This window comes from Mycolicibacter arupensis (genome assembly GCF_002086515.1).
Classification (GTDB): domain Bacteria; phylum Actinomycetota; class Actinomycetes; order Mycobacteriales; family Mycobacteriaceae; genus Mycobacterium; species Mycobacterium arupense.
On sequence record NZ_MVHH01000028.1, the window covers coordinates 1 to 19,585 of the forward strand.

The 19,585-nt window shown below is 68.7% G+C and carries 9 protein-coding genes and 1 pseudogene; 4 read left to right on the forward strand and 6 right to left on the reverse strand.

Going from position 1 to position 19,585, the window contains the following annotated elements:
- The 4 genes from BST15_RS22740 to htpG all read right to left on the reverse strand — a co-directional run.
- Positions 1-2,909 (reverse strand): PGRS repeat-containing protein (locus tag BST15_RS22740; RefSeq protein WP_165757128.1); only part of this gene is annotated, 2,909 nt, incomplete at its 3' end.
- Between the two features lie 432 nt (positions 2,910-3,341).
- On the reverse strand, positions 3,342-4,532 hold the full coding sequence (locus BST15_RS23090) for a PPE family protein (RefSeq protein WP_046191472.1): 1,191 nt from the start codon (positions 4,530-4,532) through the stop codon (positions 3,342-3,344).
- 73 nt (positions 4,533-4,605) lie between these two features.
- Positions 4,606-5,835, reverse strand: a complete 1,230-nt coding sequence (locus tag BST15_RS13535; RefSeq protein ID WP_234808422.1) for a PPE family protein — start codon at positions 5,833-5,835, stop codon at positions 4,606-4,608.
- Between the two features lie 220 nt (positions 5,836-6,055).
- Positions 6,056-7,996, reverse strand: coding sequence for a molecular chaperone HtpG (htpG, locus tag BST15_RS13540; protein WP_046189584.1), 1,941 nt, complete (start codon positions 7,994-7,996; stop codon positions 6,056-6,058).
- A gap of 164 nt (positions 7,997-8,160) precedes the next feature.
- Between htpG and BST15_RS13545 the strand changes: the two are divergent.
- Positions 8,161-11,978, forward strand: a pseudogene (locus BST15_RS13545) (BTAD domain-containing putative transcriptional regulator); the annotation flags it as partial.
- A gap of 1,674 nt (positions 11,979-13,652) precedes the next feature.
- Here the strand turns inward: BST15_RS13545 and BST15_RS13550 are convergent.
- Both BST15_RS13550 and BST15_RS13555 read right to left on the reverse strand, forming a co-directional pair.
- On the reverse strand, positions 13,653-15,020 hold the full coding sequence (locus BST15_RS13550) for a metallopeptidase TldD-related protein (protein WP_046189583.1): 1,368 nt from the start codon (positions 15,018-15,020) through the stop codon (positions 13,653-13,655).
- Positions 15,017-16,531: a TldD/PmbA family protein gene (locus BST15_RS13555; RefSeq protein ID WP_046189582.1), complete on the reverse strand. Its 1,515-nt coding sequence runs from the start codon at positions 16,529-16,531 to the stop codon at positions 15,017-15,019. The genes BST15_RS13550 and BST15_RS13555 overlap by 4 nt, the downstream gene beginning before the upstream one ends.
- A 33-nt stretch (positions 16,532-16,564) precedes the next feature.
- Between BST15_RS13555 and BST15_RS13560 the strand changes: the two genes are divergently transcribed.
- The 3 genes from BST15_RS13560 to BST15_RS13570 are packed head-to-tail and all read left to right on the forward strand — an operon-like array spanning position 16,565 to position 19,567.
- On the forward strand, positions 16,565-17,443 hold the full coding sequence (locus BST15_RS13560; RefSeq protein WP_046189581.1) for a carbohydrate ABC transporter permease: 879 nt from the start codon (positions 16,565-16,567) through the stop codon (positions 17,441-17,443).
- Complete coding sequence (locus BST15_RS13565) at positions 17,430-18,242, forward strand: carbohydrate ABC transporter permease (protein ID WP_046189580.1); 813 nt, start codon at positions 17,430-17,432, stop codon at positions 18,240-18,242. The genes BST15_RS13560 and BST15_RS13565 overlap by 14 nt, the downstream gene beginning before the upstream one ends.
- Positions 18,239-19,567 carry an ABC transporter substrate-binding protein gene (locus BST15_RS13570; protein ID WP_046189579.1) on the forward strand — a complete coding sequence of 443 codons (1,329 nt, stop codon included), beginning with the start codon at positions 18,239-18,241 and terminating at the stop codon, positions 19,565-19,567. The genes BST15_RS13565 and BST15_RS13570 overlap by 4 nt, the downstream gene beginning before the upstream one ends.
- Positions 19,568-19,585: the final 18 nt, after the last annotated feature.

Genomic DNA, 19,585 nt, shown 5'->3' on the forward strand with positions numbered 1-19,585 from the left:
CCCCCGCCCCCGCCGTCACCGCCGACGCCGCCGGTGCCGCCCTTGCCGGCGTTGCCGTTGGTGGCAGTGCCGCCGCGGCCGCCGTTACCGCCGTCACCGCCGGTGCCGCCCTTGCCTCCGGTGTTGCCGTAGCCGCCGCTCTGGGCAGGGGTGGAGGTGGCGCCGGCGCCATTGCCACCGCGTCCACCGTCGCCACCGTTACCGCCGGCCCCTCCGGTACCGCCGTCACCGCCGTTGCCGGAGATCGCACCCCCCGCGCCACCGCGTCCGCCGTTGCCGCCGGTGCCGCCCTTGTCACCACCGGTTCCCACACCACCGTTATAGTTGTTGCCGAATCCCTGTTGGCCGTCGCTGCCGTTGCTGCCCATCCGGCCGGGGCCACCGGCCCCGCCGTCGCCGCCGCGTCCACCGTTGCCGATGTTGCCGCCGTCGCCGCCTACGCCGCCAGCGCCACCGGTCCCGCGGATGGCGGTGGCCGATGCGCCGTTACCGCCGGCGCCGCCGTTGCCCAGTGCCCCGGTCGGCCGCTGACCTGCCGCACCGGTGGCGCCGGTGGTGGAACCGGCCCCGCCGGTCCCGCCTGCGCCGCCGGCACCGGCGTCACCGCCCTTGCCGCCGTCACCGCCGCGGCCGGAGAGCGTGTTGATGTCCGAGTTGTCGCCTCCGCGGCCGCCGTCGCCCGGCGTGCCGCCGGTGCCGCCGTTTCCACCGGCGCCACCGGCGCCCTGCGCACCTGCGCTACCGGATCCGCCGGAAGCCACCCCGCCGCCGGTGCCACCAGCGCCGCCCTTGCCGCCGATGCCACCGGCGCCACCGTTTCCGCCGGTCTTCCCGTCAGCGCCGTAGCTGGCGCCCGCCGCGCCGTTCACCCCGGTCCCGCCGGTCCCGCCGGTCCCGCCGGCGCCACCGGCACCGCCCTCGCCGCCGTCACCGCGGATGCGTCCACCCAGGCCGCCGGCGCCACCAGCGCCTCCGGACCCACCGGTCCCGCCGTCGCTGCCGGACTGGCCTGCGCCGACACCAAGGTCACCCTGACGGCCAGCGGCACCCTTACCGCCATCGCCGCCGTCACCGCCATTGCCGATATTGCCGCCGTTGCCGCCCCGGCCACCGGCACCGCCGCTAAAACCGGGCGAAATGGCGTCGGCGCCGTTGCCACCGGCGCCGCCGTTGCCGTGAATGCCGGTTGGCAGGCCGCCCGCGGTGCCCGCGGCCCCGCGGACGGAACCGCTGCCGGCGCTGCCGGCAGCACCGCCGGTGCCGGCGTTGCCGCCGTTGCCGCCGTTGCCGCCCTGGAAGCCACCGGTGGTGGCGTCGGCACCCTTGCCACCGTCACCGGGGATGCCACCGTTGCCGCCGTTGCCGGCAGCACCGCCGACACCGACCGTGCCGTCATGCCCGGAGCCGCCGGCGGCAACTCCGCCGGCCGCGCCGCCGTAGCCACCGTTGCCACCCCGGCCGCCGGCACCGCCGTCACCGCCGCGCTGGCCGTCGCCGCCCTCACCGGTTCCGGCGGTGCCGTTCTGGCCGGCCCCGCCGTTGCCACCGGTGCCGCCACTGCCGCCGGCGCCGCCGTCACCGCCGTCACCGCTGATCGAACCGCCCAGGCCGCCCGCGCCGCCGTTGCCGCCGAGTCCTCCGGCCCGTCCGGCAGTGCCGGCCTGGCCAGCGTGGCTGCCATCGGTTCCGGCCTCGCCGTTGCCGCCCCGACCGCCGACACCGCCGGTGCCGCCGTTGCCGTGATCGCCGCCGTTGCCGCCCCGGCCACCGTCGCCGCCGGTGCCGTTGTCCATCCCCGCACCACCCGTGCCGCCGGTGCCGCCGGTGCCGTAATTGCCGCCGTTGCCGCCGGCCCCGCCGCGGCCACCATTGTCGCCGGCCTCGGTGGCGTCGAAGCCGCGACCGCCGGTGCCGCCATTGCCGCCGCTGTTCGCGGCGGCACCGGCATCGCCGGTGAACCCCGGCCCCTCGTCGGCCGTACCACCGGCACCACCGACGCCGGCCGTACCGGCGTCGCCACCATTACCGCCTACGCCACCGTCCGGGTGGTCCTCGGTGCCGTCCGCCCCGGCTCCGCCGGTGCCGCCGAGACCCGCGGCACCGCCGCGGCCACCGGAGCCAGCGCTGCCGAATTCTCCCCCGTTGCCGCCGACCCCGCCGATACCACCGATACCACCGTTGCCGCCGTTGCCGCCGACTCCGAAGTTGACGCCGACGACACCTGTCGTGCCGTCACCGCCGGACCCGCCCTGGCCACCGGCACCACCAATGCCGCCGTTGCCGAAGCGTGCGGTACTCGCGCCGCCGGCGCCACCGTTGCCGCCGATGCCGCCGATGGCGCCGCTGGCACCCGTCGCACCGATCCCACCGGTACCGCCGACGCCGCCGTCACCGAACACCACGCCTCGACCGAGACCACCGACTCCGCCTTCGCCGCCCCCGGCACCACCGGCGCCGCCGACCCCACCGTCACCCAGCAACCAGCCGCCGTCGCCACCTTCGCCGCCACGCTCCCCATAGGCACCGTCCCCGCCGGCGCCGCCAGCGCCGAACATTCCGGCATCACCGCCGTTACCCCCCAGGCCGTCGTAGCCGTCGCCACCATCGCCGAACAACAGGCCACCGTCGCCGCCGTCGGGGTGTTCGGCGGTTCCGTCGGCCCCATCACCGATCCACAGCTGACCAGCCGGCGCCAGCAGGTTGATCGCATCGATAAGCCAGGCGTTGTCCGGGTCGTCGATGAAGCTGTCGATGCCGGCGTACAGGGGGTCGTCGACGAACCGATCCAGAAACGCGGCCGCGTCGAAGCCACCGACGAGGCCCGGCGCCCACTCACTGGGATCGAAAAGATCGACGATCCAATCGAAAACATCCGCCTGCGCGCGAGGGCCGACTGCGGACGGCAACATGCCGAACGCCAAGAAGGAACACGCCGCCGCCATGCTCGCGAAAACCCGACGCCAGGACGGCACCATACTCGGCGACCGACGGCGTCCGATGCGGTGTGTATCAAGCACCCGAGTGTGTCCCCTCTTCTTCCACGCTTACGCGCGACGAGCAACATAAAATTCAGCTGAGGTAGCCCTTGAGCAGCCTTTGTCGAAGCATTAAATTAACGCAAATGTAGGCTGAGGTCTAAGATAGGAGAGTTTGCTGCCTCACCGCTGCGCCGTCAAGCGGTTGAGCTCATTGAGTACGTCCATCTGACCGATATGGCCCGCCATAGCCATAGGCTGGAACCTATGCGCGTCGTCGTCATCACATAACACGGGCCACCGTCGGTGTGACGTGGACGAGACACCCCGGGCCCGCCGACGGCTTCATGAGATCGACGCTGCTGCCTACCCTCCGGCAGGTGGCCGCGGAAACCGGAATCGGCGATCACGCAGCCGGTACACCGCGACACCGTCGTTGCGGGCCACCGAACGCCCCATGGGTCCCAGCGCCCCCATCGGGGCGCTGTTTGCCGCGGGCCGCAGTGCCTGGGACGCCTCCGCACGCACCCCGGTCGAACCCGCCGGTCGAGTGGGCTCGACGGTGTCGGTCGTCGGAGCTGCCGTCAGCCACCCCGGCGGCACCGTCAGCTTCCCCACCGGCGCCGATCGGCCGGCGCTGGCCAGCACCGCCTGGGGGAACTGCGGCGACCCAGGCACCCCGTGCGGGACGATCGGGTTGGGCACCGCGGCTCCCGCGGCCGCCTTCTCGTGGGCGTTAAGAAGGGCCACACCGAAGGCGCCCTGCGATCCGGTGGTGAATACCACCTGCTGCGCGATCCCCAGAACCCCCAACGTGGGCCCCAGGACGGCAAGTTCGGCGACGATGGGCCACGTCTGCGGCGACGATGCCGCCACTACCCCGGCTTGCGCCGGCTGCGCCGGGGCCAGGAGGTGCGGTTGCTCAAGCACCGGTGACAGCAGCTCAGAGACCGGCAGTTGCGTCTGCCCGGCGACGGCCTCTGCGGCCGCGCGCGCGGATGCGGCGTGTTGCGCGAGCTGCCCTCCGAGGTTGGTGGTCTCCGGCGGCCGCTGAAACGGTCTCAGGGCCGATGCCTGGGCCGAGGCGCCGGCATAGCCGTACATGGCCGAGGCATCTTGGGCCCACATCTCGGCGTAGCCGGCCTCGGTGGCAGCAATCGCCGGCCCATTCTGCCCAAAGAAGTTCGTGGCCATCAGCATCAGCAACTGGGCGCGGTTGGCCACCACCGCTGTCGGCGGCACGGTCGCCGCGAAGGCCGTTTCGTATGCCCCTGCCACGGCCCGAATCTGAGCTGCGGTCGACTCGGCCTGCACCGCGGTCGCCGAGAGCCACGCGATGTATCGCGTGGCGGCCACGGCCATCGCGTCGGCAGCGGCTCCCGACCACACCTGGCTCTGAAGGTTCGACATCATCTCGGAGTAGCCGGCGGCCAGCGACTCCAGTTGGACTCCGACAGCCTCCCAGGCCGCGGCCGCAGCCATCATCGGCCCCGAACCCGGACCGGAATACATTCTGGCCGAATTGATTTCGGGAGGCAAAGCGCCGAAATCAAACACCAATGATCCCGTCGCTGCGGCAACACAGTGCCCACAACGCTCGGCGGACTCGCGCGCCGCGCATCAGCATCAGCTAGCCGCCAAGCGACGGGCGGGGCATGCTGAATCGCCCCGGCGCGACACGCAAAGCACTGGAGACAGTCTGGCGTCCCGTGGCCGCCGCGCCGCCCATCATGGCCGCCACCGGCCCCATGCCCATGGCCGGGGCAGCACCGGACATGTCCGTCGAACCGTCCGGCACAGCGACTTCACCCGCAAGCTCGTCTTCGGACAACCACACCGGGTCCTTGGAGACCGATGCCACCGGGGTGGCATCGGCCCACGCCGGTGGCACCGACAATTGGCCCACCGGCGCGACGTCGCTGCCCATCTGGGCCAACACCGCGCGACCGCCCACTGCTGCAGACTCCCCTGCCGACTTCTCGTCGTTCACCAGGACCGGCTTCTGTTCGTTCGCCGCGCCCGCGCCGGTTTCGGCATGGGCCACCAGATAGGCATTTCCGGCCAGCGCGAAGGAGCCCACCGACGAGATGGTCCGCGCAGTCTGCAGGGCAAAAGAAGTCGGCCCCAACACGATGTTGAGGGCAGCGATCAGATCCAGCGGCAGCCACGGATCTGCTTGCGCGGGCAGCGCAGCAGCCTGCCCGGTCGCAAGTCCGCCAAGCTGCTGCGGCAGCTGGGCCAGCAGCGGTGAAAGCAGACTCTGGGTATTGGTGGCCGCGGTCGAGCCGGCGGCCCCCGCGACCGCGGCCGCCTGGCCGGCCCCACCCATCGGGTTGGTGGTCTGCGGGGGCTGTTGAAACGGCGCCAACTCGGCGGCCGTCGCGGCCGCGGACGCATACCCGAACATCGCGAGCGCGTCTTGGGCCCACATCTGCGCGTATTCGAATTCGGCGGCCGCGATCGCGGGGGTGTTCTGACCGAAGATATTGGTTGCCGCCAGGTGCGCCAGCCGGGCGCGGTTGGCCAGCACCAGTGCCGGCGGGACGATCGCCGTGCGCGCGTTCTCGTAGGTGGCCGCTGCTGCCCGGGCTTGACCGGCCGCGCGCTCGACCTGGCCGGCGGTTGCCAACGCCCACTCGGCGTACGGAGTCGCCGCAGCGGCCATGGCCGCGGACGCCCTGCCGGTCCAGCTTTCGCCCTGCAGATTGGCGACCACCGAAAAATACCCGGCCGCAAAGGCCTGCAACTGCGCAGCAAGGGCATCGTAAGCGGCCGCGGCCGCCAGCAGGGGTCCCGAGCCTGGACCGGAATAGATCTTTGCCGAGGTCACCTCGGGCGGAGCCGCTCCGAAATCCACCATCGCCCATTCCCTCTTGCTGATGTGTACCGAATTCAGCGGAGAAAACCGTTCCGCCCCGCTACCAGCCTCCGCGCTGATCCGGTCCATCGCTATGCGCTGTAACCCCCAATCTCGGTAGGGGGCGACCTGTAGGCGCACTGAGCACCGCCGGCCGGGAGCTGGGACAGATCCTCTGCCTCAAGCCCCGGTCCGGCGGTCGTTCGTCGCGAATCAGAACTGGTCAGACGGTACGGGCGAGTCGCTGCGCCAGCAGCTCCGCGAAGCGCGCCGGGTCCTCGAGCGCCCCGCCCTCGGCCAACAGAGCGGTGCCGTAGAGCAGCTCCGCGGTCTCGGCGACGTCGGCGTCCTCGCCGCGCTCGCTGTGCGCCTGGCGCAGGCCGGTGATCAGCGGGTGATCCGGGTTGAGTTCGAGGATCCGCTTGCCGACCGGTACGTCCTGGCCGTTGGCGCGATAGATCCGTGCCAAGGCCGGGGTCATCTCAAAGGTGTCGGTGATCAAGCAGGCCGGTGACTCCGTCAACCTGCTGGACAGCCGCACCTCTTTAACGTGTTCGGTCAGCGTCTGCTCGAGCCAGGCGATCAGGTCGGCGAATTCCTTCTGCTGTTCCTGACGCTGCTCCTCGTGCGCCGTCTTGTCTTCCTCGGAGTCCAGGTCCACCTCACCCTTGGCCGTCGACTGCAAGGGCTTGCCGTCGAACTCGGCGACGGTGTTGACCCACAGTTCGTCGACCGGGTCGGTCAGCAGGAGCACCTCGTACCCCTTGGCCTTGAACGCCTCCAGGTGCGGCGACTTGAGCAGTTGCTGACGTGACTCACCGGTGGCGTAGAAGATCTGCTCCTGGCCGTCTTTCATGCGTTCGACGTACTGAGCCAGGGTGGTCGGCTCGGAGTCGCTGTGCGTGGAGGCGAAAGAGCTGATCCCCAGCAGCGCCTCCTGGTTGTCGAAGTCGGACAGCAGTCCTTCCTTGACGACGCGGCCGAACTCTGTCCAGAAGGTGCGGTAGTCCTCGGGCCGCTGGGACTGCAGCTCCTTGATGGTCGACAGCACCTTCTTGGTGAGCCGCCGGCGAATCGCGTTGATCTGGCGGTCCTGCTGCAAGATCTCCCGCGAGACGTTCAACGACATGTCCGCGGCATCCACGACACCCTTGACGAAGCGCAGGTACTCGGGCATCAGCTGGTCACAGTCGCCCATGATGAACACGCGCTTGACGTAGAGCTGGACCCCGACCTGAGCGTCGCGGCTGAACAAGTCGAACGGGGCATGCGACGGGATGAACAGCAACGCCTGATATTCGAAGGTGCCTTCGGCCTTCATCGCGATGACTTCGAGCGGCTCATCCCAGGCATGAGAGATGTGCTTGTAGAACTCGCTGTACTCCTCTTGCGAGACTTCCTCTTTGGGGCGCGCCCACAATGCCTGCATCGAGTTCAGCGTCTGAGTCTCGACGGTGACCGTCTCATCGCCGCCCTCGTGCTCCGGCGGTGTCCGGCGTTCGACCTGCATCCGGATCGGCCAGGCGATGAAGTCCGAGTACTTCTTGACCAGACCGCGGATCGTCCACTCCGCGGTGTAGTCGTGCAGTTCGTCTTCGGCGTCCTCGGGCTTGAGGTGCAAGGTGATCGACGTGCCCTGTGGCGCACCATCGACAGGTTCGATGGTGTAGGTGCCATCGCCACTGGAGGCCCAACGGATGCCTTCGCTCTGGCCCGCCTTGTGCGTGACCATCTCGACTCGGTCGGCCACCATGAACACCGAGTAGAACCCGATACCGAACTGTCCGATCAGCTCTTCGGAGGCCGCCTCGTTCTGGGCGTTCTGCGCCTCACGCAACTGCTGACGCAGCTCGGCTGTGCCGGAGCGGGCCAGGGTGCCGATCAGGTCCACCACTTCGTCGCGCGACATACCGATGCCGTTGTCGCGGACGGTCAAGGTGCGCGCCGACGTGTCGACCTCGATCTCGATGTGCAGATCGGAGGTGTCCGCCTCGAGGTCCTTGTTGCGGAACGCCTCAAGCCGCAGCTTGTCCAAGGCGTCGGAGGCGTTGGAGATCAGCTCCCGCAGGAACGCGTCCTTGTTGGTGTAGACGGAATGAATCATCAGATCCAGCAGTTGCCGAGCCTCGGCCTGAAACTCCAACTGCTCCACACGTTCGCTCATAGCCGCCAAATTTACCGCCGCCCTCCGGGCGTTCTTCGGGGGGCCGAGCGGCGGGCACAGGGGCCCACCGCCGGCCCCGCCAAGCCCCGCGCGGGCCTTTACCCGATCTTGACCGCCTGCTGAATCGCGACACCGACGATGGCCACGTGACTACCATTCAAGCCGTGGAGCTGGGGGTTTTGGGTCCTCTTCAGGCTCGGCACGAGGGGGCGCCGGTCGCGATTCCGGGCGCCAAGCCGCGTGCCATCCTCACCATGCTCGGCCTACACGGCGGTGGCGTCGTGTCCGCCGAAACCCTGATCGATCTGCTCTGGGGCACCCAGCCGCCCCGGACCGCCGCCAAGGCGCTGCAGACGCACATCTCTTCGCTGCGCCGCGCATTGGGCGACGGCTTCGTGCTCACCGAGGGAACGGGCTGGACCCTCGCCACGACCGCGGTGGACGCTCCCCGCTACAAGGCGGCCACCAGGGCCGGTAGCGATGCCGCGACGGCCGGCGACACCAACGCGGCGGTGGCCAGTTTTGACGAGGCACTGAACCTGTGGCGCGGAATTCCCGAACTGCCCGATTCGCGGCGCGGTGTGGCGGAGAAAACCCGCTGGATCGAAGCGCACGCCGCTTTGATCGAGGATCGCGCCGACGCGCTGCTGGCGACGGGGCGGGCCGCGGAGATCGTCGGTGAGCTGGAGGCCGCGGTGGCCGAAGCACCCCTGCGCGAACGGCGCTGGGCCCAGCTCATGCTCGCCCTCTACCGAGCCGGCCGACAAGGCGAGGCCCTGGGCGCCTATCAGCGAGCGCGGTCTCTGAACGCCGATGAGCTCGGCGTTGACCCGGGCCCGGAGCTACGACGCCTGGCGGCGGCGATCATCGCCCAGGACGCCGCCCTAGATCACCCGGCAGCCCAACAGCTCCGGTCAGTGACGCGCGCCGTGACCTTCCTGCTCACCGATATCGAAGGCTCGACCGCAGCGTGGGAGGCCGATGCCACCGCCATGGCCGTGGCGCTCGCCCGCCACGACGAGCTGGTCGAACAGATCGTCACCTCCCGCGGCGGCCGGCTCATCAAGACCCGCGGCGAAGGTGACGCCACCTTCTCGGTGTTCGATCGGCCCTCCGCAGCGGCGGCCGCAGCTGTCGAACTTCAGGACGCGGTCCTGCACGAGCCGTGGGCCTTGAAGGAGGCCATGCGAATCCGGATCGCACTGCATACCGGCGAGGTGGAGCTGCGCGACGGGGACTACTTCGGTCGCGCCGTCAATCGCGCCGCCCGACTGCGGTCGCTGGCCATCGGAGGCCAGATCCTGTGCTCAGGCGCCACTGCCGAGCTCGTCATCGACACCCTGCCCGACGATGTCGTCCTCGCCGATCACGGGATGCGCCAGCTACGCAATCTTCCGCGCCCGGAACACGTCTTCGAGCTGCACCGGCAGACCTCCGCTCCGGTGGAGGAGGACACTTCCCCCGAGCCCGTCACCCGGCCCGAACTCCCCGCGGTTCTGGGTGGCCCCGGCCGGTTTGTGGGGCGCGGCCGCGAGCTGGAACGCCTCGCCTCGGCATGGCAGAGCGCGCTGGCCGGCGGCATTCACGCGATGCTGATCTCCGGTGAACCCGGTGTCGGCAAAACGCGCTTGGCCGGCGAGTGGGCCCACCAGGCATACGAAGACGGCGCCATCGTCTTATACGGCCGATCCGACGAAGACCTGGGCGCGCCTTACCAGCCGTTCGCCGAGGCGTTGCGATCGCTCGTCCCGTGCATCGGCGCCAACCGCCTGCGTGGGATACGCGGGACGGAGTCGCTGCTTGCGCTGATTCCCGGGTTGAGCGAGATGCTGCCGGATCTCTCCGCGCCACCTGGCGCCGATCCCGACACGGAACGCTACGCACTCTTTGACGCGGTTGTCGCGCTGATGGAACTCGCCTCCGCCAGCGCGCCCGTCGTCCTGATTCTCGATGACCTGCACTGGGCGGCCAAGCCCACGCTGCTGTTGTTGCGGCACCTGCTGCGCTTCGGAGACCACACCCGCGTGCAGATCGTCGGGACCTACCGCAGCACCGACCTTGACCGATCCCATCCGCTGGCGGCGATGCTCGCCGACCTCCACCGAGGCGGCACCGCGAGCCGGGTTGCCCTTAGTGGCCTCGATCGCGACGACGTCACCGCCTACGTTGCCGGAGCCGGGTACGACGACGACCACCTCGCCCAGGCACTGGCGTCGGTCACCGGCGGCAATCCGTTCTTCTTGATCGAAGCGCTGCGCCACGTGGACGAGAGCGGCGGAGTTTGGGACCCCAACACCTTGCCGCAGGGTGTCCGTGAAGCGGTGAGCCGCAGGCTTTCCCGGCTTCCAGCCGACACGAACAAGGCGCTCGCCGCTGCTGCTGTGGTCGGCAGCCGATTCTCGTTGGACCTCGTGGAGAAGGTGGTTGAACGAGATCTCATCGACGCGTTAGACGAGGCCTGCAAGGCGGGCATCGTCGTCGAGGAGTCCGGCGGTCACTACCGGTTCAACCACGCCATCGTCCGGCAGTCACTGCTGGCCGAACTCGCATCGGTGCGGCGCATGCGGCTGCACCAACGGATCGCCGCCACGCTGGAAGCGAAGCCCGGCCCAGACGACGAGCTGCTGGCGGAACTGGCCTACCACTACTACGAATGCGCATGGGCCGGTAACGCGGCGAAAGCCGTCACCTACTGCCGGCGAGCGGCGGACCAGGCGATGTCGCGCCTGGCCTTCGAAGGTGCGGCCGACCTCTATGGCCAGGCGCTCCACGCGCTGGAGGAGATCGACGACGAGCTTGTTGATCGCGCCGACCAGCTGGCCGAGTTGCTGGTCGCGCGTTGCGAGGCATTGCTGGCCGCGGGCGACGTGGCGTCGGCGTCGACTGCGGTGTCGCAGTTGCAGTCGGCGACCGCCGACTCGGTCCGCCTGAGCGCGTGGGCGACCTGCTTCGACGGTCAGCTCTCGATGCTGACCCACCCGGAGCGGTTGGATGACGTCGAGACCGCGCTGGGTGCGGCGGCCGACACCCTGGCCGGGCTCAGCGACGCTGCCGGAGCGGCCAAGGCCCATACCGTTCGAGCCGGGTGTCTTGCCCGGGACGAATCGGCGACTGCGAGATCGCCTTGGACAATGCGCTGACCGCGGCGCGCGAAGCGCGCGATCACCGCCGGGTGAACGCGGTCCTGGGAGGCGCTCCGCTGGCAGCGCTGTGGGGCCCCAATCCGGTGCCGCGGGCCGGCGGGCGATGCCTGGACGTGGTGCGGCTGCTGCGCATCACGACCGACTCCCCCGCCGTTGAGGCGACGTCCACCCGATGCCAGGCCGTGTTGGAGGCCTTCCGCGGCCGGGCGGCCACCGCCCGGCGCATGATCGCCTCGGCACGGCGCACGGTGACCGAACTGGGGCTACGCCATGCCCTGCTGGAGGTCGAGGAGTTCGCCGGGATCATCGAACTCATCGTCGACGACCCCAGCGCGGCCGAGGCGCCGCTGCGGCAGGCCTACCTGGGCTTCCGCCGGATGGGCTTGGACGCCGACACCGCCGAGGCCGCCGCACTGTTGGGCCGAGTGTGCCTGACGCTGGGGCGGAACACTGAGGCGGAGGAGCTGTGCACCGAGAGTGAGCGTCTCGCCGGACACGCGCTGAAGGCCTCCATCGCCTGGCGGACGCTGCGAGCACTGCTGCTGGCCCGCAGCGGTGATCATGACGCGGCCAGAAAGATGGCCGAGTCCGCGGTAGGTCTGGCCGACCGTACCGACGCTTTGGTCGATCACGGCGACGCCTGCCTGGCACTGGCGACGGTCCTGGACGCCGCCGGTGATGTGGCTGGGGCACGAAGTGCCGCCGAAAGAGCGGCCACACTCTATGAACGCAAGGGCGCCGAGACCCTGGCCGCCAGGGCTCATGCGATGCTGGGCGAGCGCGTCACCCCGCCCACCGAGGCACTGCCCGAGCCCGCTGTCGCAGAGCCCGAGAACGCGGCCGAGTTGGAGGCGCTGCACCCGCGGTTCGGACAGGGCTGCGCGCCGCAGCGGCGTGAAGAGAACCAGACGGCACGCATGTATCGGCGCAACCTGGAGCACTACGCAGCCCACGACTGGCAGGCGATGGCAACGAGTCTGGCGCCGCACTTGGTGGAGGAAGATCGCCGGCGAGCGGTCAACGCAGGCCTGCAGCAAGGCAAAGACGCGGTTATGGCCGGCTACCGCGCGTTGGCCGAGATTGGAGCAACCATCGCCTCGGACACCCTCGCCACCCGCGGCCAGTACCTGGCGTTGAATCGCAGCCGGGCCACGGTAGGTGGCCAGGGTGACGATGCGTTCCATGTCGACTATCTGGAAGTGACAGAGATCGACACGGCCGGACAGTTCGTGACACACATCATCTTCGACATCGAAGACATCGATGCCGCCGTCGCCGAACTGGACGCCCGTTACCTGGCGGGCGCGACGAGCGCCTGCGCACAGGCGTGGTCGGTGATAACTGCGGGCTATGCAGCATTCAACCGACACGACTTTCCCGATCTCGACTGGGTGACCATCGATCACCGTCGCGCGCGAGCGTTCGAACCCGGTGAATTGACGGCGTATATGCGTGCGACGTGGGATCTGGCGCCCAACGTCGGGGGGTACAGTCAGGCCGTGCATCGGCTGAGCCCCCTGGGCGCGGTCGTCACGCACGTGGTGCGCGGCACCTCACAGGATGGGTTCGAGGCCGAATGGCGCGAAGTCGTCCTGTTCGCGGTCGAGGGCGAAATGATCAGCCGCTGCGAAGTATTCGACGAGGCCGACCTCGACACCGCGCTCGCTAGGTTCGACGAGCTGAGTCGACCGACTCCGGCGCTGGAGAACGCAGCAACACGGACCTGCGTACGCGTTGCCGAGGCATTCGACCGCCGTGAGGGGGATGCGATCTTCGCGCTTGCCGACGACAACGGCCGCTACGAGGATCGGCGGAAAGGCCTGCGCTCCGTCCTCGACGGTCCCGAGCGGCGCAAAGTCATCGACGCCACCTTGAAGACGGTCCCGAGCACCTGGCGGTTGGAGGTAGAACCGATCGCAATCCGCGGATCTCGGCTCTCGCTGACCCGCGACTGTTATCGCGATGCCGGCGATCCCGATCGAACGGTCGTCGTCGAGCTTTTGCATCTCGTGGAGGTCGACACCACCGGTCTTATGCGGCACACGGTGACTTTCGACCCCGACGACACCGATGTCGCCATCGCCGAGCTTGACGCGCGTTACCTCGCCGGCGAAGCGGCCGAATACGCCCAGACGTGGTCGCTCGTCATGAGCGCCTACGCCGATTTCAACCAGCGCAACGCTTTTGCAACGACGCCGGACTGGATCAGCATCGACCACCGGAGGGGCGCAGGTTTCGAGACCGGAGACATGATCCCCTATATCGAGGCCGCCTGGGCCGACTCCCCCGACACCACCATCTACATCGCAGCGGTGCATCGACTCAGCCAGATCGGCGCGGTCGTCACCCACGTGGCGCAGGGGGTCTCACAAGACGGTTTCGCCGCCCAGTGGCGCGACATCATCGTCATGACCGTCGACGGCCAACGGTTCAGTCGTTCTGAACTCTTCGACGGGGACGACCTCGACGCCGCGCTGGCCAGGTTCGACGAGCTCAGTTGACCGAGGCGGCAGTCACTGCGCCTGACTCACCGACGACATGTGGAAATCGGGAATGCGCAGCGACGGCATGGACGCCCGGGTGGCCCAGTCGCCCCACTCCCGGGGCAGGGTCGGTTCGGCGATACCGGCCTGGGTGGCGCGGCGCAGCAGGTCCAACGGACTCTCGTTGAACCGGAAATTGTTCACCGCCGCAGTCACTTTGCCGTCTTCGACCAAATAGACACCGTCACGGGTCAGACCGGTCAGCAGCAGCGTGGTCGGGTCCACCTCACGGATGTACCAGAGCGTGGTGAGCAGCAGCCCGCGCTCGGTGGAGGCGATCATCTCGTCCATGCTGGCCGAACCGCCCGTCATCAGCAGGTTGTCGGCGGGCAGGGCCACAGGGACACCGAACTCGGCGGCGGCGGCCCGCGGATAAGCCAGCGCATTGATCACGCCACCGCGGATCCAGTCCACGCACCCGATGTCCAAGCCGTTGTCGAACACCGACGCCGTCTCCGATGAGGCGCCGGTCGCCACGAACGGCGCGCATTCGAGCCCGAACGCGTGCGGGTCGGAGTACAGCGTCAGCGGCAGATCGGACAATCGCTCCCCCACCCGGGTTCCGCCGCCGGGTGCCGAGAGTGCGGTTCGGCCTTCCTGGGCGCCGCGGCCGCCCATCGTCCAGCCGAGATAGATCATCATGTCGGCGACCGTGGACGGCGGCATCAAGGTCTCGTAGCGTCCGGCCGGCAGTTCGACGCTGCGCGCCGCCCAACCCAGCCGCGTCGAGAGCTGTTCCAGAAGGGAATCCGTTGGCACGTCGACGAAATCGGGGGTGCTGATGCCGGCCCAGGCACTGGCGCCGGCACGTTTGCCGTTGATCTCCACCGTCCCGGTGGGCTGAGTGAATCGTCGCCGCAACCCGGTCGAGGACGCCAAGAAGGTGGTCTCCACCTCATGGCGGGCGAATCCATAAAGCTGGTCGGAACCACCAAAGCCGCGACTCAGTGACGTAGCCAGCCCGGCGAAAACCTCCGCGCCGGTCTCCGGTACCGGGTCATCCCAATCATCCGGTACACCGTTGCCGCGCACCAGTTCCGAGACGTCGCGGGCTTCCGGCGCTTGCGCCGCCGCCTCCGCGGAGGCCGCAACGAGCTCGGGGATCAGTGCCGGATCCACCTCCGCCGAGCGCAGCGAACCGACCCGTGCGCCATTGTCGTCGGAGACGATTGAGATCACCGTGGTGGTGCGGCTACGCGACACCCCATTGGTGGTCATCGAATTGCCGGCCCAGCGCAGTGAGGCCTGCGAACGCTCGGAAACCAGCACTATGGTCTCGGTGTTGTCGCTCTTCGCAGCGGCCAGGGCCGCGTCGATGACCTGGTGCGGTCCGATCATTCCCGGCCCCCCTCGCTGCGCGTGTTGAGCACGTTGATCCCCCGGAACAGCGCCGACGGGCAGCCGTGGCTGACCGCTGCCACTTGGCCTGGCTGGGCCTTACCGCAGTTAAAGGCACCACCCAACCGCCACGTCGAGGCACCACCGACGGCCTCCATGGCGTTCCAGAAATCAGTGGTGGTTGCCTGATAGGCCACGTCACGCAGTTGGCCATCGAGGCGGCCATCGCGAATCCGGAAGAACCGCTGGCCGGTGAACTGGAAGTTGTAGCGCTGCATATCGATCGACCACGATCGGTCTCCGACGATGTAGATGCCGTCATCCACCCGGCCGATCAGATCGACGGTGGACACGTCCTCGGGCCCCGGCTGCAGCGACACGTTGGCCATGCGCTGGATCGGGACGTGGTGCGGCGAGTCGGCGTAGGAGCACCCATTGGAACGAGATTGCCCCAGCCTGGGCGCGAACACCCGGTCCAGCTGATACCCGACGAATCGCCCGTCGCGCACCAGATCCCAGGTCTGGGCCGCAACACCTTCGTCGTCGTAGCCGATGCTCGCCAGCCCGTGGGGAACCGTGCGGTCCGCCGTCACGTTCATCACCGGCGAGCCGTAGCGCAGCGTACCGAGTTTGTCCGGGGTGGCGAATGACGTTCCGGCGTAGGCCGCCTCGTAGCCGATAGCACGGTCGTATTCGGTCGCATGGCCGATGGACTCGTGGATGGTCAACCACAGATTGGTGGGATCGATCACCAGGTCGGTTGGCCCGGCGATCACGCCGGGGGCTTTCATCTTCTCGGCGAGTAGTACCGGAAGCTGCGCCAATTCGTCCGACCAGTCCCAGACGGTGTCGCCGGCCACCGCCTCCCAGCCCCGCGCGGTCGGGGGCGCCAGGGTGCGCATCGAGTCGAAGCCTTCCGGCCCGACGGCGACCGCGTCGAGGACCGGCATCAGCCGCACCCGCTGCTGGGTGATCGCCGAGCCGAACGTGTCGGCGTAGAAGGTCTGCTCCTTGACCGCGGTGAGTGAGGCCGACACATGGTCTACCCCGTCGGCCGCCAGGAGACGGCCCGAGTAGTCCTCCAACACGTCGATCTTGTCGGCGGTGGGTACGTCGAAGGGATCGATCAGGTAGTCCGATACCCAGCTGGCGTCGCGGTACACGGGCTCGGCGGCAAGCTCAACGCGTTCGGAGTTGAGGACCGCCAGCGTCTTGGCCACCTGCACGGCGCGACGCGCGGTGTCGGCCGCGACGCCCGGTGCCAGTTCGGCATGCGAGGCGAAACCCCAGGTGCCGTCGACGATCACGCGCACCGCAAAGCCGAGCTCGCGATCGATGACGGCCGTCTCCAACTCGCCGTCGCGCAGCCGGATGATCTCCGTCGCTATCCGGTGGATACGCAGGTCAGCATGCTCGGCACCGGCCGCAGTCGCCGCCGACAACGCGGCGTCGGCCAGTTCGTGGCGGGGCAGGGCCAGAAAGTCGGCGTCGATCCCCCGGTTGGCTGTCACCCGTCCACGTTATCGACCGGCTTTAATACCTGCATGGCAGACTCGCCGCGCATGACCCGCTCCACCTCGCTGGGTTACGCGCTGCTGGCCCCCAGCCTCTTCGGCGTGGTCGCATTCCTGCTCTTGCCGATGCTGGTGGTGGTGTGGCTCAGTCTGCACCGCTGGGATCTGCTGGGCCCGATCAGTTACGTGGGCGCCGAGAACTGGCGATCGGTGCTGACCGATCCGGTATTCGGAAATTCTCTTGTGGTGACCATGCTTTTCGTGGCGCTCGTGGTGCCGCTACAGACGCTTCTGGGGCTGGCTGTCGCCGTGCTGCTGGCCCGCGAGTTGCCCGGCAGCGGCGTGTTCCGCACCCTCTATGTGCTGCCGTGGATCTGCGCACCGTTGGCGATCGCCGTGCTGTGGCGCTGGATTCTGAGCCCCACCGACGGGGCGGTGAGCACACTGCTGCAGCACCGCATCGAATGGCTGACCGATCCCGGGCTGGCACTGCCGGTGACTTCAGCGGTGGTGGTGTGGACCAACGTCGGCTATGTCGCGTTGTTCTTCCTGGCCGGCATCCTGGCCATCCCCACCCAGGTGTTGTCGGCGGCGCGTATCGACGGCGCCAACGGGTGGCAGCGGTTCTGGCGGGTCACCGTGCCGATGCTGCGGCCCACCCTGTTCTTTGTGCTGGTGACCGGAGTGGTCAGCGCGGCGCAGGTGTTCGACACCGTCTACGCGCTGACCGGCGGCGGACCGAGCGGCCGCACCGACCTGATCGCACACCGCATCTATGACGAGGCGTTCGGTGCCGCGGCGATCGGCCGGGCCGCGGTGATGGCCCTGGTGCTGTTCGCCGTACTGGTCGGTGTGACGGTGGTACAACAGCTTTCACTGGGTCGGCGGGTCAGTTATGACCTCACGTAACGCCGTGGTCTACGCGTTGCTGACGCTGGGGGCGCTGATCACCCTGGCGCCCTTCGCGCTCGGATTGTTGACGTCGTTCACCCCGGCGCAGCAGTTCGCCACCGGGACCCCGCTGTCGTGGCCACACCCGCCGACCCTGGACAACTACGGCGATCTCGGCGGTGCCGGATTCGCGCGTGCCGCGGCGGTGACGACGCTGATGACCGCTGTGATCCTGATCGGGCAGCTCAGCTTCTCGGTGCTGGCCGCCTACGCCTTCGCGCGGCTGGACTTCCCGGGGCGCGACACCTTGTTCTGGGTGTATGTCGCCACGTTGATGGTGCCGGCCACCGTGACGGTGGTGCCGCTGTACCTGATGATGGCGCAGCTTGGGCTGCGGAACACGTTCTGGGCGCTGGTGTTGCCGTTCGTCTTCGGCTCACCGTATGCGATCTTTCTGCTGCGGCAGCATTTTCGTGCCGTGCCCACCGATCTGATCAATGCCGCACGTCTTGACGGCGCGAACACCCTGGACGTGATCGTCCACGTGATGCTGCCCGCCAGCAGGCCGATCCTGGTCACCCTCGGATTGATCACCGTGGTCTCGCAGTGGAACAACTTCATGTGGCCGTTGGTGATCACCAGCGGTGACAAGTGGCGGGTCTTGACGGTGGCGACAGCTGCCCTGCAGTCGCGCTACAACGCGCAGTGGACGCTGGTGATGGCGGCGACCACGGTGGCCATGATTCCGCTGATCGTGCTGTTCCTGGTGTTCCAGCGGCGGATCGTGCAATCGATCGTGGTCACGGGAATCAAGTGACTCGGCCTCGGCTCTCCACCCTGTTCGCTGCGGCGGTGATCGGGGTTGCCGCGCTGCTGGCCGCTGCCGCGGTACTGCTCGACGGCGCCGGCACCCGAGCACCCGACGGCACGACGGTGGTGACGGTGCGGTTGTGGGACGAGCAGGTCGCACGGGCTTATCGGCATTCGTTCGACGCGTTCCACCGGGAGCACCCCGACATCGAAGTCCGCGTCAACGTCGTCGCCTACGGAACCTACTTCGACACGTTGCGCACCGATGTCGCCGGTGGCGGTGCCGACGACATCTTCTGGCTCTCCGATGCCTACCTCGCCGGGTACGCCGACAACGGCAGGCTGATGAAGATCGACGACGGCTCGGATTGGGAACCGTCGGTGGTCGCCCAGTTCACCCGCAACGGCACGCTGTGGGGTGTCCCGCAGCTGACCGATGCCGGCATAGCGATGTACTACAACGCGAATCTGCTGGCCGATGCCGGCGTGCGAGTCGCGCAGTTGGCTGGGCTGCGCTGGGACCCGCACGGCATCGAAGACACGTTGCGGCCGCTGCTGGCGCGGCTCACCCGCGACAGCGCCGGGCGCGGCGCTGATGACCCCGGGTTCGACGAGCGCCGGATCCGGCAATGGGGTTACAACGCCGCCAACGACCCGCAGGGCATCTACCTGAACTACATCGGCTCGGCCGGCGGGGTATTTCAGCGCGGCGACGAGTTCGCCTTCGACAATCCCGCCGCGATCGGCGCCTTCGACTACCTGGTGCGGCTCATCAATAGCGATCACGTGGCTCCGCCTGCTTCGGACACCAACACCAACGGCGACTTCTCCCGCAATCAGTTCCTGGCCGGAAGGATGGCGCTGTTCCAGTCCGGCACCTACAACTTGGCGGCCATCGCCGAACAGGCCACCTTTCCGTGGGGAGTGGCGATGCTACCGACCGGACCGGCCGGGCGGGTCAGCGTCACCAATGGGATCGCGGCCGTCGGCAACGCCGCCGCACGACACCCGGCGGCCGTACGTGACGTGCTGGCCTGGCTGGGCAGTCGCGACGGCAACGAATACGTGGGCCGCACCGGCGCTGCGATCCCCGCGGTGCTCAGCGCACAGCAGGTCTACTTCGACTACTGGTCGCAGCGCGGGATCGACGTGACGCCCTTCTTCGCGGTGCTGGACGGGCCCCGCATCCCCGCTCCGGGTGGCGGCGTCGGATTCCCCGCCGGAAACCAGGCGATCAAGCCCTATTTCGACGAGATGTTCCTCGGCCGCCTGGAGGTCGCTACCGCGCTCCGGCAGGCGCAGGACGCCGCCAACACGGCCGCGCACCGCTAGGGTTCTGGCCCGCGACCC

Excerpts from the sequence above, each read along its gene's own strand:
- BST15_RS13535 (WP_234808422.1), bottom strand. The coding sequence starts at position 5,835 with ATGGTGGATTTCGGAGCGGCTCCGCCCGAGGTGACCTCGGCAAAGATC.
- htpG (WP_046189584.1), bottom strand. The coding sequence starts at position 7,996 with ATGAGCGAACGTGTGGAGCAGTTGGAGTTTCAGGCCGAGGCTCGGCAA.
- BST15_RS13550 (WP_046189583.1), bottom strand. The coding sequence starts at position 15,020 with ATGATCGGACCGCACCAGGTCATCGACGCGGCCCTGGCCGCTGCGAAG.
- BST15_RS13560 (WP_046189581.1), top strand. The coding sequence starts at position 16,565 with ATGGCAGACTCGCCGCGCATGACCCGCTCCACCTCGCTGGGTTACGCG.
- BST15_RS13565 (WP_046189580.1), top strand. The coding sequence starts at position 17,430 with ATGACCTCACGTAACGCCGTGGTCTACGCGTTGCTGACGCTGGGGGCG.